Source organism: Natranaerovirga pectinivora (assembly GCF_004342165.1).
Classification (GTDB): Bacteria; Bacillota; Clostridia; order Lachnospirales; family DSM-24629; genus Natranaerovirga; species Natranaerovirga pectinivora.
The window spans coordinates 19,315-34,190 of record NZ_SMAL01000015.1; the positions used below are offsets into that span (position 1 = coordinate 19,315).

Here is a 14,876-nt window from a genome sequence, read left to right on the forward strand (position 1 = left end):
TCCTCATACTTTGCTTAATTATTTATATGATTTTGTACTATTAAAAATAACCCCTTTATCTTTGGGAAAAAATTTCTTTTTCAAATTTTTTAGCAGTAGGGGTAGTGGCAATACCTCCTTGAGCTGTTTCTCTAAGCATTGATGGCATAAGTTTTGATACTTCTTTCATAGCGTGTACAACTTCATCAAATGGTATGACACTCTCAATTCCTGCTAAAGCCATCTCTGAAGCAATTAAACCATTTGCTATTCCAATAGCATTTCTTTTTTGACAAGGCACCTCTACAAGTCCTGCTACAGGGTCACAAATTAGCCCCATTAAATTTTGTAATGCAATCGCACTGGCTGATAAAGCCATTGCTGGTGTCCCACCCATAATTTCTACAACAGCAGCCGCAGCCATTGCTGATGCAGAACCAACTTCTGCCTGACATCCTCCTTCTGCACCTGAAAGGCTGGCGTTTTTTCCTATAATAATGCCAATACCACTTGCTGTTAATAAACCTTTAATAATCTTCTCATCTGGTATTTCATACTCTTCTTTTAACATTAATAGAATTCCTGGAAGAACACCGCTAGATCCTGCAGTAGGGCAAGCAACGATTCTACCCATACAAGCATTAACTTCCATTGTACTCAGTCCATAACTAATGGCTTTAGCCATTGTATTGCCACATATGGTATTATTATGTGTATACCTTTCTTTCATTTTAAGGGCTTCTCCCCCTATCATATGACCTTTACCTTTTGTTTCCTTATCAAGTCCTTGTTGGATGGCTTCTTGCATTATATGCCAGCTTAACTTTAATTTATCTAATATATCCTCTTCATTTTTATTGCTTTTATGACTTTCATATTTCATCACTACATTATAAATATGCTTTAATTCTTGAGCTTTTGCTAATAATTCTTCACCTGATGAAAAATTCATGTTGGTCTCTCCTTTACACTAACCCGTTATCTTCTCAATTAATTGTACAGAATTCATTTTTTCTATTTTATTAATTTCTTCAATAACACTATGTGGTATGTTTTCATCTGTTTCTAATAACATTACTGCCATTTCTCCTTTGCTAGGCCTGTACACTTTCATAAATGCTATATTGATATTTGAATTTGCTAGTATTGTTGTTATTTTCGCTATAATGCCAGGCTGATCTATATGATGGGTAATTAATGTAGTATAATCCCCTGTAAAATCAATATCAATATTTCCTATATTAATAATCTTTATTTTTCCTGCACCAATAGATGAACCGATTATATTGATTTTTTTATTGGTTACTCCTGTTAAATCAATTCTTACTGTATTAGGGTGAACATTTCCTAGATCGCCTTCTTTAAAACCAATTACTATATTTTTTTCTTTTGCTAAATCAAATGCATGTTTTAAATTTTCATCATCAGGTAGCAAACCCATAATACCTCCTACTAATGCTTTATCTGTACCATGTCCTTTATAAGTACTTGCAAAAGAGCCATGTAATGTAAAAGTAACTTCCATCACTTCTTCACCTAGTATTTTATATCCTATGTAAGCAATTTTTGCAGCACCTGCTGTATGAGAACTTGAAGGTCCTACCATTATAGGTCCAATCATATCAAAAATACTGTATTCTTCCATTTTCTTCTCCTTATTATATCTAACTGCTTCATAGAATGAAGCAGTTAGCACTTTATTATCTACTCATCGAATTCATTATTATGTTGCCCCGTAACTAAAATGTGTTCTAAATTATGAATTTGATTTTCTCTTTTTCTTTGGAGTTCTTTTGCATGTTGCTTTTGATCTTCTGCTGCTATATTAGAGTATTGTTCTAAATGTCGCTCAGTTCTTGTATGGGCCTCTACTAAGTGTTCAAGTTGCTCTACTCTTCTAGTGTTCTCTTTTTGAACTTTTTCTTTTCTACTCACAGAATTCACTCCTTACTTTTACTATATTGCCTATAAGAGATTTTATCTCTGTGTTTATTTTTACCTTATCCATCAAAATTATTATTCCAATAAAAGTGTAATGTTATGACACAAGTTTTATTAAAGACCTACTTTCCAAATCTATCCTAGGTTTGGAAATAATATACTTTTTTGTAGTTTATATACAATACTTATTGACGTATCCTTATATTTATGATATTTTTATACTATATTGTAGATTTTCGTTATAAAAGGGGGGTTTTTATGAAATCAACAGGAATTGTAAGGAAGTTGGATGAATTAGGTCGTATCACTTTACCTATTGAATTGAGACGTAACTTACACGTAAATGAAAAAGATCCTTTAGAAATATTTGTAGACGATGATAAAATAATCCTTAAAAAGTATGAACCTTGTGATATATTTACAGGTGGAATGAATGATTTAATAGATTATTATGGCAAGAAAATTTCTAAAACTTCTATTGTAGAAATGGCTAAATTAGCAGGTCTTGAAATAAAAGAATAATACAAATAAATTCTAGGTACATAAAATAAAAGACTAGTTTGTTTTTCACAAACTAGTCTTTTATTAAATAATCATATACTTCTCTTTTTCCTATGCCCCGGTCTTTTGCAACTTTTTTCATGGCTTCTTTTTTATCTATGCCTTTTTTAAAATAATAATCCATGTGTTCGTTAATGGTTAGCTTTTTCCATTCGTCTTGTGCTTCCTCTTTAATTTCTTCTATAGGCTTGCCTTCTAAAATAAGAACATACTCACCTTTTGGATCTTCTTGATTATAAACCTCAATAGCACCCTCTATATCAGTTGGAATAATGGTTTCATATCTTTTAGTTAACTCTCTACATAAGGTTATTTTTCTATTCCCTAACTTTTGATTCAAATCCCTTAAGGTCCTCTTTAGTCTGTGGGGCGCTTCATAAATTATTATTGTCCTTGTTTCATTGACAAGTTGGTCTATTAAATAATTACGCTCTTTATTTTCTAATGGTAAAAACCCTTCAAAGGAAAATCTTCGTGTTGAGAGTCCTGATAAAATCAATGCCATAATACCAGCAACTGCACCTGGTAATGCGGTAACTATTATTTCTTCTTCATAACACATTTTTACTAATTCTTCACCTGGATCAGAAATTCCTGGTGTCCCAGCATCACTTACTAAAGCAATGGTCTTACCTTCTTTGATTTTTTGGATTAGAACTTTTCCTTTTTCTATTTTATTATGTTCATGATAACTTGTTAAAGGGGTATTGATATCATATGCATTAAGAAGCTTCTTGGTATGTCTTGTATCTTCTGCTGCAATATAATCTACCTCTTTAAGTGTATTTATTGTTCTAATTGTAATATCTTCTAAATTGCCTATGGGTGTTGCACAAAGAATTAATTTACCTATCATTAGATTCTCCTTTGTTCATTCCATATATCTCATATATTTCTTCTGTATATACACCTTTTTCTTTATAAACAATCAGAGGTTTTTCTATTTTCATCATAGGACCTCCATGTCTAACAGCTTCAATTAGTAACATATTTGGCTCTTTGTCTATAAAAGGATGTACCAATCTCATTCTCTTTGGTTCTAACTTATATTTTTTAAACAAACTAATGATATCCACTAATCTATTGGGTCTATGAACCAAATAAACTTTTCCACCCACTTTTACTAATCTTGATGATACTCTTATGACATCTTCAAGTGTGCATAGGACTTCGTGCCTTGCAATTGTTTTAGGTGTATTATTATTCTTTAATCCATTATTGTCCACCATATAAGGTGGATTTGAAGTTATAACATCAAAGCTAGATAAAGGGAAAAGATTATCTGCATTTTTTATATCTCCCTCTACTATTGAAACTTTGTTTTCAATAGAATTAAGTTTCACACTCCTTGAAGCCATATCTGCACTTTGGGATTGTATTTCTAATCCAATTAATTCTGTTGCTTTGGTTTTAGCTTCTAAAAGTATAGGTATAATACCTGTACCTGTCCCTAAATCAAGAACCCTACCTTTAATCTCTGTATCAATAAACCCTGTTAATAATATAGGATCCATTCCAAAGCAAAAACTATTGGGATCTTGTATTATCTTATAATTGTTTATATGAAGTTCGTCAATTCTTTCATTTGCTTTCAGTCCTACTGTAGACATTATTTTTTATTTAATTTCCCTTCTTGTTTTTCAATCTGCTCTAACTCTTGTAATTGTAACAAATCTGCCTCTTCCATACGATCTTCTTCTTTTTTCTTTTTATTTTGCTTTTTGAATTTTAAATCCATAGCATTGTATTCTCTTACTTCTACATCTTCATCTGGCTTACGTATAAGTACTCTTGCTTTTTGTCTTAATACATTAACACTTAGAACTTCTCCAGAGAAACCATCTTTTGTTTTTACAATATCACCTACATCAGGTAAAGTTTTATTTAACTCTTCATAGGTTTCTTCTTCATATTTTAAACAACACATTAATCTACCACATACACCAGATATTTTAGAAGGATTAAGAGATAAGTTCTGTTCTTTAGCCATTTTTATAGATACTGGATGAAATTCACATAAATGGGTACTACAACATAAAGATCTACCACAAATACCTATGCTACCTATCATTTTTGTTTCATCTCTTACGCCGATTTGTCTTAGTTCAATCCTAGTTTTAAATACAGCGGCCAAATCTTTTACTAATTCTCTAAAATCTATACGACCTTCAGCAGTAAAATAAAATAGCACTTTATTATTATCAAATGTATATTCTACATCAATTAATTTCATATCTAACTTGTGTTTCGTTATCTTCTCAACACAAATATCAAAAGCTTCTTTCTCATTTTCTTTATTTGTTTTTTCTTTTTCATCGTCTTCACTAGTTGCTAAACGAATAACTTTTTTCAACGGTTGTACAACTTCTTCTTCTGGTATTTCTTTTTTACCAATAACAACTGCTCCATATTCTATACCTCTAGCGGTTTCTACTATAACATTGTTACCTTGCTCTATATCTAATGAATCTGGATCAAAATAATAGACTTTACCTGCCTTTCTAAATCTCACTCCTATAACTGTAACCATATGTTAACTCTCCTTTATATTCAATAACAATGATTCCATACTTAACTGGTAATTAACGTTATTTAATATCATTTTTTTCGTTTCTTCTATTTTTTTAATAGTATTGCCTATTTTATTATACGTTAAATCATTGCTAGCTTTCAATAAATAATTGTAGTAATCTTTATGAATTAATTTATTATTTGTGTTTGTAGATTTTAATACAAGGATATCTCTATACCATGTCAATATAATATCTAAATATTCTTCTATCCTATCTTTGTACTCATCTATCTTAGATGCCCTATCTAGTATCTCATTAATAGACAATGTGTTAAGCTTAATCAATAAGGATACACATTCTTTTCTCATTTTATTAAAATCATCGGATAAAGCCAATTCTTTTGCCCTACCAATAATACCTTGGGACATTGCAACGTAAATATTTGCATCTACTTCATCAATATTATTATTTTCTATTAAATATTTTTTTATTTTAACATCTTCTATAGGCTTTAAATTAATAACAACACATCTAGACAGTATTGTAGGCAATAGTTTAAAAATATTATTAACTAATAATATGATTATACCATATGTTGGTGGTTCTTCTATGGTTTTTAATAATGCATTTTGGGCTTGTTCTGTTAATTTCTCTGCTTCATCAATCATGTATATTTTATATTTATAACTGTAGGGTTTTATATATATATCTTGATTGATCTGACTTCTAATATCATCTACACCGATACTTTTTAATTTTGTTGATTTTACAAATACGACATCTGGATTGTTTTCAGAGTCATATTGTTTGCAAGAAGTACATTGATTACAAGGATTATCTTTTTCCTCTATACATTGTAAAGTCTTTGCAAAAATATTCCCTATTAGTTTCTTTCCCATACCTTTTTGCCCATTGATAATATATGCATGAGAAATCTTTGAACTTCTAATAGATAATCTAAAATGCTCTTTAATATCATCATAACCTATTATATCATTAAATGTATTCATTATTAATCCCCTAACTATTTAATACAACCATTAAACCTTATAAAGATTCAGACTTTAAAAATGTGATTGTACATTTCTAAAGTCTGATTGTTTTATCATATCCTATTTACGTTAGAACATCCAGTAAAAGACCTCTTATTTCATCCACTTTACTTAAGATATTCAATTGATTTTTTTCTTCTTGAATTAATTCATTGGCCAACTCATCTAAGTTTTTGTCCACTAAGCGAACGATGCCATAAACCCTATGTCTTCCACGTCGGTCTAAAAAATTCTCTCTAGAAAATTTATGAGATCTTGTTAATACTTCATTCATAAAATCTTTAACGAGCTCTCTATATTTTCTCATATCTTTAATATCCATATGTTTAGATATTTTACTACCTTGGTCGTTAATTTCCTCAATTAGATTGGTTAATTTATTTTTAAGGTCACCTTCCTCAATCTTACTCATTAAAGTAAACTTAAATGGTTTTTCAGCCTTGAGGTCATTTTTATTCTGAAGCTCATTTACTTTATTCATTTGAACTTGATTGAGTTTTATATCCATAAGGTGCCTCCATTAGATTTTTAAATATTTTTCTACATCTACAACAAAAATTGTTGCGCCACCCACTGAAACTTCAATTGGATAAGAAATATATCCTTCTGTCATACTTGCAATAGGCTGATTCAATAATGACATTTGTTTTGTTGTTTTACATACTTCTTTTATTATTTCAATGACGTCTTCTACTTTGCTTTCTTCTACACCAACAAATATTGTAGTGTTTCCAGTTTTTAAGAAACCACCTGTACTTGCTAATTTAGTTGCCATAAAACCCTCTTGGTTTAACCTTTGAATTAATTTGTTAGTATCTTCATCTTGAACAATTGTTATAACTAACTTCATATTGATTCCCCCTTTATAATTTAGAGATAACATAATTATTTTATTTTTGTATTATGCCTTAATATTATAAAATTATGAAATCTCATTGTTTATTTTATTAATTATTAGTTGATGTACTTCTTCTATTGTTTTTGAGGCATCAATTAAAATAATTCTATCAGGGTCTTTTTCTTGAATGTGACGGTATCCCTTAACAACGTCTATATGAAAAGCATCTTTTTCAAGTTCAAGTCTATCTAACTCTTTTTGTTTTTGTTTCCTTGATAGACCTATATTAGGCTCTAAATCCAATAAGAATGTAATATCTGGATTAAGTCCACTTGTTGCCCATTCATTAATTTTTGTTACTTCATCTATTCCAATTCCTCTAGCTATTCCTTGATAAACAATAGAGGAGTCTATATATCTATCACAAAGTACTATTTTCCCACTCTTTAATGCAGGTCTTATTAATTCTTCTACATGTTGAGCCCTAGATGCTGCATATAATAATACTTCTGTTTTAAAATTCATTTCTGTATAGTTTTTATCTAATATAATATTTCTTATGGCTTCACTAATAATTGTTCCACCAGGCTCACGTGTATAAATAAAATCATAATTATTATGATTAAAATACTTTTTTAATAGTTCTATTTGTGTTGTCTTCCCTGAACCATCTGCACCTTCAATTGTAATGAATAACCCTGCCATTTTAATTATGCTCCTTTTATAACTTTTATTGTTTCTAAGTCTTTATCTGCTGTTCCAATCATTGATATCCCAAGTTTTTTGTATTCTAATACTATTTCTATCAATTCTTTAGAAATTAATTCACCTGGAACAATTAAAGGTATTCCTGGAGGATATGGTATAATAAATTCTGCTGATATATATCCATTACTATATATAAATTCAGTTGAAGCTACTTTTTTTCCATTAACTTCATATGGATTTAATTGTTTTTCTAATATTACTGTATTTAATATATCGGCACTTTTCTTATTTTTCTTTAATCTATTATCAATTTCCATTAATCCATTGTATAATTTGTTTAAATCTTCTTTTGAATTGCTAAATGTTGTAATCCCTATTGTATTGTCTCTATTTGAAAGTTCCATCTGTATGTTATGTTCTTCTCTCAAATACACTTCAATATCTTGACCTGTATGCTGTGTATTTCTTAAGTTTAAGACAATTTTACTTTTATCTATGGCCTTGATAGAATAGCGATCCACTATAGTATCATCTATTAATACCATGTTTTTTAAATTATAGTTTAGTTTATCTCTAAAGTCCTTTAACTCTTCTACGAATTTATTATATAATGTATAGCCTTCCTTATCCAATAACCCTATGCAATAATCCATACTAGCCATAAGAATATAAGAAGGACTACTCGTTTGTAACATACTAAGATATAATTTTATTCTACTAAAGTCCAATACTTCATTATTAATATGTAATAAAGCTGTTTGTGTAAGTGATGGCATGGTTTTATGTAGACTATGGATTACCACATCTGCCCCATCCTCTAATGCACTACTTGGAAAATACTCATTAAACCTTAAATGAGAACCATGGGCTTCATCCACAATTAATGGGATTTTATGGTTTTTAGTTATTTTAGATATCCCTTTTACATCCAATACTACACCTTCATAACTTGGAGATGTAATAACAGCAAGTTTTATATCTGGATTATCTATAAGTGTTTTTTCTATGTCTTTAGAATTTAATCCCCCTGATATACCGTACTCAGTTACTAGTTCAGGGTAAATATATATTGGTTCTAATTCATTCATAATAATTGCATTATATACTGATTTGTGACAGTTTCTAGCAATTAATATCTTATCCCCTTTATTGGTTAGTCCAAGTATAGATGATAATATACCTACAGTGCTACCATTAATAAGATAATATGTTTTAAAAGTATTATATACTCTTGCCGCATTTTTTTGTGACTTTTCAATAATATCTATAGGCCCGTGTAAATTATCTAGTCCATCTATTTCTGTAAGATCAAAGTCTATTAGTTCTTTTTTAATATAGTTACTATTTTTGTGTCCAGGCATATGAAACGATACACTGTTTTTTTCAGTGTGTTTTTTTAGTGCAGTAAATATAGGTGTTTTCATATGTCCTTTAACTCCTTATATGAAAGTATAATCGTCTAAATTACTATTCTACTTTTATTATATAATATACTTTATATTTCTTCAAATTATTTTTTCAGGACAAATACATAGAAAAAAAACCAAAAACCACTAATTTTTTAATTCAGTGGTTTTTGATTTTTTATTAATAAACTTTATACGTTTTAACTTCAAAATCTGCATAACTTTCTATACCATGTTCTTCAATGTCTAATCCTTTAATTTCCTCTTCTTCAGATACTCTTAATCCAATTGTTTTATCAACAACTTTAAAAACTATAAATGCTGCAAAGAATACCCACGCTGCTACTGCTATTACACCTATAGCTTGGATGCCTAATAATTCAAAACCACCACCATAGAATAAACCACCTTCTGTAGCAAATAGTCCTACTGCTAAAGTTCCTGTTGCACCACATAATCCGTGAACACCTACTGCACCTACTGGATCATCCACTTTTAATACTTTATCGATAAATTCTATACCAAATACAATTACAAATCCTGCTATTATTCCGATAAAAAATGCGCCTACTGGTGATACAATATCTGTTCCTGCTGTTATTGCTACAAGACCTGCTAAAGCGCCATTTAATGTCATAGATACATCAGGCTTTTTGTATCTTGCCCAAGTTATAAACATTGTTACAATAGCAGAAGCTGCTGCTGCTAGGTTCGTTGTTACAAATATATGACCAATGGCATTGGCATTTCCGATCCCTGCTGCTTCTAATTGAGAACCTGGATTAAATCCAAACCATCCAAACCATAAAATAAATACCCCTAATGCACCAAGTGTTAAACTATGACCTGGTATTGCATTTGATTTTCCATCTTTAGTATATTTACCAATACGTGGTCCAATAATTGACGCTCCCACAAATGCACACCAAGCACCAACAGAGTGTACTACAGTAGATCCTGCAAAATCGTGGAATCCTAACTCAGATAACCATCCACCGCCCCAAGTCCAGTGACCAACTATTGGATAAATTAACGTTGTTATAAAGAAACTATATACTAAATAAGATACGAATTTTGTTCTTTCAGCCATAGCACCAGAAACAATGGTTGCTGCCGTAGCACAAAATACTGTTTGGAATATTAAAAATGCAAATGTTGGTATCCCAAAATCATATTCCCCAACGCTCATAAAATCTAACTTTCCAATTAAACCACCTTGGGTAGCACCAAACATTATACCAAAACCTACTAACCAATACATTATAGAACCTACTGAGAAGTCCATTAAATTTTTCATTATGATATTACCAGCATTTTTTGATCTGGTAAATCCTGTTTCAACCATTGCAAATCCTGCTTGCATAAAAAATACTAATGTTGCTGCAAATAATACCCATATTGTGTCTATTGAATAAATAATATCATTGATATTCATAATAATTCCTCCCTTTTATAGTGCTTCTACGCCTTCTTCACCTGTACGGATTTTAATAACATTTTGTACAGGATATATAAATATTTTTCCATCACCAATTTCACCAGTTCTAAGAACTTCTTTTGCAACTCTAACAACTTCTTCTACTGGTACTTCACACACTACAATTTCTAATTTAACTTTTGGTAATAAATCCATACTATAAGGAGTCCCCCTATAATATTCTGTTTTACCTTTTTGTAACCCACACCCTAATACTTGTGATACTGTCATTCCAGTTATCCCAATTTTATTTAATGCTTCTTTTAATTCTTCGAATTTACTAGTGCGTGTAATAATATCAATCTTAGTTATGGCTTTGTTTTCCATATTAACGCCTCCCAGCTTATTAACTTTTTAATTTTTGTATATATTTAAACTTGCGCAAGTTTTGTACAAAAAACAGAAAAGGCCTACACAGCTCCATCGTTGGAGTGTGTAGGCCTCATTGCCTATTAATATTAATTTATAAAGCAATTATACTTAAACTTAATACCAATGTCAAGTAATTTTTCTATATTTTATATTATGCTATATTTGCCTTAAGTAGACTATTTTTTTAATAATATTGGAATAATAACAACATTATGGTAGAATATATACATAAATTTTGATAGGTACATTTAGTATTTTAGCTTATACTGACTAATTTATATTATAATTTATACATATATTTATTAGTTTTTACATAAGAGTTGCTTGATGGAGGATTTTTGTATGGATAATAATATAATATACACTAATGAGAGTTTTGAGCTTTTTATAAATCAAAATGAAGTATTCATTAAAGTTAATAATGATAATTGCTCTATTCCCACCTTTAATGAGATTTTAACGGAATTACCTAGAATAAGAATAACAAAATTTATATCACTAAAAGAGGCTCTTACGAACCCAACTAAAACCTTAATAAGTATAGGTGAATATAAACCTATTGTTGAAATAACAACTAGTCCAGATAAATTAAAAGCTTATGCTATTATAAATCTTAACCCACAAGAATATAAACAGTTTGATAAAAATGAGCTGATCAAACTTATTATGGCTTTTGCAAATAATAAAAATATCATATTTGGTCTTAATCTTGAACGAATTAATAACCACCTTAAACCATTGGAGAAGTTTTGTATTGCAGATGGTGTACTACCTATAAATGGTGATGACGCTCTTATAAATTTATACGAGCTTCAAGAAGTTAAGCCTCAAATCTATAATGATGGAAAAGTAAATCATTATGAAATGAATTTAATAAATAAAGTTGATAAAGGGGATTGGGTAGGAGAAAGAATAGAACCCACTTCCGGTATACCCGGTAAAACAGTATTTGGAACACCTATTCCTGCACTACCTGGTAAACAGCTTAAACTAATATATGATAAAAAAACTATATCCGCCAATTTAAGTGAAGATGAAAAAAGAACCGTACTGACTTCTAGAAAAACTGGTGCTGTCATTTATGAAGATGGTATCCTCTCTGTCTGTAATTGTTTAGAAATCTCAGGAGATGTATCATTTGAAACAGGTAATATTGATTTTGATGGATTTGTAGAGGTAAAAAGTGGTATAGATGATAATTTTTCTGTTAGAGCAGATAATGATATTCAAATAATGGGGCAACTTGGGTTAGGTGCCATTGATACAATTGAAAGCAGAGATGGTAACATTTATATAAGAGGCGGTATTGCAGGAAAAAATAAAGCTCAGATCATTTGCAATGGTGACTTATATACTAAATTTGCATCCGACTGTACTATCATTTGCAATGGTACAGTTAATATAGGATATTATGCAATGAATGCTAATATAAAAGCAAAAGAAGTTATTCTAGAATCTTTAAATAGTAAAATTATAGGTGGAAGTATAGAAGCCGATATTAGAGTTGTTGTGGGCGAGTTAGGTAATCGAGCAGAAATACCAACATCTATTAAAGTTAATGGTTTTAGTAAAGCTACATACAAAGAAGAATACGATGAAATGAATACTACTATTGATACTATTAAGGATAAAATAAATTATATATCTCAATCTTTGTCTGTTTATAATACCAATTCCTTAGATGAAAAACAACAAAAAGCACTTATAGATTTAGAAATAACATATGAAAAACTTTTAAAACAACTAAAGCTATTTCAGCAAAAAAGAATAAAATATGTTTCTTATTTAAAGAGTAAAGGCGACGGCGAAATACGTGCTAATAAATGTGTTTACCCAAAGGTCAATATAACTATTAATAATCACAGCTATAAAAATAATAAACTCTATAAAGCGCCAATTACTTACTATCTTAAAGATAATGAATTAAAACACTCATAAAAGAGGTGACATATGACTGAAAACAATACTTCTAAGTTGACAACAGCAAATAATTATTCTTCTATATTAAAAGCAATAGATTTTTTTACTCAAAGATTTGATATAGATCAGATTATCGAGTATGCCTTTACCTTCTGCAAAGAAATTCTAAAGCCTGATACTATTATTCTTTGGACATTAAAAGAAAATAATTTTTCTGTATCTCACTCTAATATTGAAAATGCCCATTATAGTTTTCCTTATTGCAATAGATATGATGAAATTGTTTATTTTCATGCCGGTTTAATATATAAAGATAATCTTTCTAACTTGCTGCCCAAAGAAATACAAAACAAATATGATCCCGATTTTTGTATTCCTCTTATTATGGATAAAGGATTATATGGTATTATTGCATTAAATAGACATACAGAAAATCCATTTGATACTGAAGATGAACTTTTAGCATCCTCATTAATGAATTTATTTTCTATGTCTTTAACCAATTATATATTTTATAAAAACTTAGAAGAAACAAAAATAAAATTAAATGAAAAAGTTTTTAATTTATTTGCAATAAATCACTCTACAAAAGCTTTATTAAGTGAGCTTTCCTTAGACAATCTATATGACTTAGCAATTGGCGTTTTTTCCGAGTTAACCCAGAGTAGTTTTACAACTTTTTTTATAAAAGATTCAATAAGTGAAAACTATAAATTAATGAATTATAGAAATGTTGATTTATACAGTACATCCCTAGAATTAACCTTATTTGAAAATAAAAATTGTAGTTTTAATCTACCTATTGTTATAGATATGTCTATTGACCATTTAAAAGATAGATTTATCCAAACATTTTATAATGGTAATGAAATATTAACTAAAATTAATCCCTCTTATATTGTATTAATTAAAAAAAATAATGCATTAGTAGGGTTTGTTACATTAGGTGAAAAAGTAAATGGAGCTGATTATGATCCAAGTATTTTTGAATTAGTAGAGAGTTTAGCATCATCTACTTATATTGCAATAAACAATTCCTTATACTTTGAAGAAATAAAAAAACAAAAGAACCTTGTCAACAGTAAATTAAATGAATTAATTCGATTAAATAATTTAATGAAAAATATAAATACCGCTACATCTTTAGAAAGAACAATCTCCTTAGTGATGAATACACTAAATATTTCTTTTGATGTAGATATGGGCTTTTTTGCTCTATACGATTCACAATTACACCAATTCACCGTATCTTATAATCTTAATATTATGCCTAATAATTGTATTATAAAAGTGTCTCCTAAACTTATGCCTCTTTTAGAGGGCTATAAAGTTATTGAATACAATGTTGATTATCTAAGTGATTACTTAACCCCTGATTTGTTAGAATTACTTAACGAAAGTGCATCTGGCTTAGTCATGATTCCAATATATATTCAAAATACGGAAATTGAATTAATTGGTTTCTTTGCTATCCTTAAAAATAAAAATAGTGTCTTACTAACGGATGAAAATATTGTATCCTATAATGCAATTGCAACTCATATAGCGCCCGTTATCTACCAACTTAAAAATATTGATACTATAAAACAAAGCTACTTACCCAATTACCCTAAACAGTTTATAGACAAACTTGAGGCAGAAATGAGAGATGCTTTAGATTTTGAATTAGACTTATATATACTTCATATCTATTGCCATAAAAAATCAAGTCTATATCCAATGTCCATAACCAATACAATTTTAAACAAATATAAGAAAGTATACCCTATTGATTATAATACTATGTTTATTATTTCAAATGATAGATTAGAGTTAGAGGCTATAGTACCGTTAATAGTCGATGGCTATAACTATTACTATTATACTTTTAAAAAGGACTTTAATGACTTGAAATCATTTGAATCATTATTGTAATATGTTCACTGAACTTATTACTTTGTCTTTTATAACTTGTGCGGATTACCTTTCAAATTATATTTTCAAAAAAAATCTTCCTCTTATTTTTGAGGAAGATTTTTTTTGGCTCTTTGTCAATAGTTGGGGGGGATTGGTTTCAATTCCCCTCCATTCTTGGCTTTAGAGCTATTTTTGTATTCTATAATATAATAC

15 protein-coding genes and 1 pseudogene are annotated in these 14,876 nt (G+C 29.4%); 3 read left to right on the forward strand and 13 right to left on the reverse strand.

Annotation, left to right across the window (positions count from 1 at the left end):
- Nucleotides 1-55 precede the first annotated feature (55 nt).
- From sdaAA to EDC18_RS13910, 3 genes are read right to left on the reverse strand one after another with little or no spacing between them, the layout of a single operon-like run.
- Nucleotides 56-931 (reverse strand): L-serine ammonia-lyase, iron-sulfur-dependent, subunit alpha, encoded by an 876-nt coding sequence (gene sdaAA, locus EDC18_RS13900; RefSeq protein WP_132254124.1) that lies wholly within the window; start codon nt 929-931, stop codon nt 56-58.
- Between the two features lie 18 nt (nt 932-949).
- Nucleotides 950-1,624 (reverse strand): L-serine ammonia-lyase, iron-sulfur-dependent subunit beta, encoded by a 675-nt coding sequence (sdaAB, locus tag EDC18_RS13905; protein WP_132254126.1) that lies wholly within the window; start codon nt 1,622-1,624, stop codon nt 950-952.
- A 59-nt stretch (nt 1,625-1,683) separates the two neighbouring features.
- Complete coding sequence (locus EDC18_RS13910) at nt 1,684-1,914, reverse strand: hypothetical protein (protein WP_132254128.1); 231 nt, start codon at nt 1,912-1,914, stop codon at nt 1,684-1,686.
- 264 nt (nt 1,915-2,178) lie between these two features.
- On the opposite strand from EDC18_RS13910, the gene EDC18_RS13915 reads away from it, so the two are divergent.
- Complete coding sequence (locus EDC18_RS13915) at nt 2,179-2,442, forward strand: AbrB/MazE/SpoVT family DNA-binding domain-containing protein (RefSeq protein ID WP_132254130.1); 264 nt, start codon at nt 2,179-2,181, stop codon at nt 2,440-2,442.
- Between the two features lie 52 nt (nt 2,443-2,494).
- On the opposite strand, the gene rsmI is transcribed toward EDC18_RS13915, so the two are convergent.
- From rsmI to EDC18_RS13965, 10 genes and pseudogenes are all read right to left on the reverse strand, one after another.
- Nucleotides 2,495-3,337 (reverse strand): 16S rRNA (cytidine(1402)-2'-O)-methyltransferase, encoded by an 843-nt coding sequence (gene rsmI / locus EDC18_RS13920; protein WP_132254131.1) that lies wholly within the window; start codon nt 3,335-3,337, stop codon nt 2,495-2,497.
- Nucleotides 3,327-4,091 carry a tRNA1(Val) (adenine(37)-N6)-methyltransferase gene (locus EDC18_RS13925; protein WP_132254133.1) on the reverse strand — a complete coding sequence of 255 codons (765 nt, stop codon included), beginning with the start codon at nt 4,089-4,091 and terminating at the stop codon, nt 3,327-3,329. Before EDC18_RS13925 ends, rsmI begins: the two co-directional genes overlap by 11 nt.
- A complete protein-coding gene (locus EDC18_RS13930; RefSeq protein WP_132254134.1) occupies nt 4,091-5,011 on the reverse strand; it encodes a PSP1 domain-containing protein in 921 nt (306 codons plus the stop codon). The genes EDC18_RS13925 and EDC18_RS13930 overlap by 1 nt, the downstream gene beginning before the upstream one ends.
- Nucleotides 5,012-5,014: 3 nt before the next feature.
- A complete protein-coding gene (locus EDC18_RS13935) occupies nt 5,015-6,004 on the reverse strand; it encodes a DNA polymerase III subunit (protein WP_132254136.1) in 990 nt (329 codons plus the stop codon).
- Nucleotides 6,005-6,110: 106 nt separating this feature from the next.
- Nucleotides 6,111-6,554: a YaaR family protein gene (locus EDC18_RS13940; protein WP_132254138.1), complete on the reverse strand. Its 444-nt coding sequence runs from the start codon at nt 6,552-6,554 to the stop codon at nt 6,111-6,113.
- Nucleotides 6,555-6,566: 12 nt separating this feature from the next.
- Nucleotides 6,567-6,896, reverse strand: a complete 330-nt coding sequence (locus tag EDC18_RS13945) for a cyclic-di-AMP receptor (RefSeq protein ID WP_132254139.1) — start codon at nt 6,894-6,896, stop codon at nt 6,567-6,569.
- A gap of 72 nt (nt 6,897-6,968) precedes the next feature.
- Nucleotides 6,969-7,589: a dTMP kinase gene (tmk, locus tag EDC18_RS13950; RefSeq protein WP_132254141.1), complete on the reverse strand. Its 621-nt coding sequence runs from the start codon at nt 7,587-7,589 to the stop codon at nt 6,969-6,971.
- 5 nt (nt 7,590-7,594) lie between these two features.
- Nucleotides 7,595-9,016 (reverse strand): aminotransferase class I/II-fold pyridoxal phosphate-dependent enzyme, encoded by a 1,422-nt coding sequence (locus tag EDC18_RS13955; protein ID WP_132254143.1) that lies wholly within the window; start codon nt 9,014-9,016, stop codon nt 7,595-7,597.
- 190 nt (nt 9,017-9,206) lie between these two features.
- A pseudogene (locus EDC18_RS13960) lies at nt 9,207-10,433 on the reverse strand (ammonium transporter); the annotation flags it as partial.
- A gap of 15 nt (nt 10,434-10,448) precedes the next feature.
- On the reverse strand, nt 10,449-10,802 hold the full coding sequence (locus tag EDC18_RS13965) for a P-II family nitrogen regulator (RefSeq protein ID WP_132254145.1): 354 nt from the start codon (nt 10,800-10,802) through the stop codon (nt 10,449-10,451).
- A gap of 387 nt (nt 10,803-11,189) precedes the next feature.
- Here EDC18_RS13965 and EDC18_RS13970 point away from each other — a divergent pair, with 387 nt between their 5' ends.
- Both EDC18_RS13970 and EDC18_RS13975 read left to right on the forward strand, forming a co-directional pair.
- On the forward strand, nt 11,190-12,785 hold the full coding sequence (locus EDC18_RS13970) for a flagellar assembly protein A (protein WP_165878598.1): 1,596 nt from the start codon (nt 11,190-11,192) through the stop codon (nt 12,783-12,785).
- A gap of 12 nt (nt 12,786-12,797) precedes the next feature.
- On the forward strand, nt 12,798-14,681 hold the full coding sequence (locus EDC18_RS13975; RefSeq protein WP_132254149.1) for a hypothetical protein: 1,884 nt from the start codon (nt 12,798-12,800) through the stop codon (nt 14,679-14,681).
- Nucleotides 14,682-14,876 lie beyond the last annotated feature (195 nt).

What these genes read in the sequence shown, in the direction of transcription:
- sdaAA (WP_132254124.1), bottom strand. Translation starts at nt 931, where the DNA reads ATGAATTTTTCATCAGGTGAAGAATTATTAGCAAAAGCTCAAGAATTA.
- sdaAB (WP_132254126.1), bottom strand. Translation starts at nt 1,624, where the DNA reads ATGGAAGAATACAGTATTTTTGATATGATTGGACCTATAATGGTAGGA.
- EDC18_RS13915 (WP_132254130.1), top strand. Translation starts at nt 2,179, where the DNA reads ATGAAATCAACAGGAATTGTAAGGAAGTTGGATGAATTAGGTCGTATC.
- rsmI (WP_132254131.1), bottom strand. Translation starts at nt 3,337, where the DNA reads ATGATAGGTAAATTAATTCTTTGTGCAACACCCATAGGCAATTTAGAA.
- EDC18_RS13925 (WP_132254133.1), bottom strand. Translation starts at nt 4,091, where the DNA reads ATGTCTACAGTAGGACTGAAAGCAAATGAAAGAATTGACGAACTTCAT.
- EDC18_RS13930 (WP_132254134.1), bottom strand. Translation starts at nt 5,011, where the DNA reads ATGGTTACAGTTATAGGAGTGAGATTTAGAAAGGCAGGTAAAGTCTAT.
- EDC18_RS13935 (WP_132254136.1), bottom strand. Translation starts at nt 6,004, where the DNA reads ATGAATACATTTAATGATATAATAGGTTATGATGATATTAAAGAGCAT.
- EDC18_RS13940 (WP_132254138.1), bottom strand. Translation starts at nt 6,554, where the DNA reads ATGGATATAAAACTCAATCAAGTTCAAATGAATAAAGTAAATGAGCTT.
- EDC18_RS13945 (WP_132254139.1), bottom strand. Translation starts at nt 6,896, where the DNA reads ATGAAGTTAGTTATAACAATTGTTCAAGATGAAGATACTAACAAATTA.
- tmk (WP_132254141.1), bottom strand. Translation starts at nt 7,589, where the DNA reads ATGGCAGGGTTATTCATTACAATTGAAGGTGCAGATGGTTCAGGGAAG.
- EDC18_RS13955 (WP_132254143.1), bottom strand. Translation starts at nt 9,016, where the DNA reads ATGAAAACACCTATATTTACTGCACTAAAAAAACACACTGAAAAAAAC.
- EDC18_RS13965 (WP_132254145.1), bottom strand. Translation starts at nt 10,802, where the DNA reads ATGGAAAACAAAGCCATAACTAAGATTGATATTATTACACGCACTAGT.
- EDC18_RS13970 (WP_165878598.1), top strand. Translation starts at nt 11,190, where the DNA reads ATGGATAATAATATAATATACACTAATGAGAGTTTTGAGCTTTTTATA.
- EDC18_RS13975 (WP_132254149.1), top strand. Translation starts at nt 12,798, where the DNA reads ATGACTGAAAACAATACTTCTAAGTTGACAACAGCAAATAATTATTCT.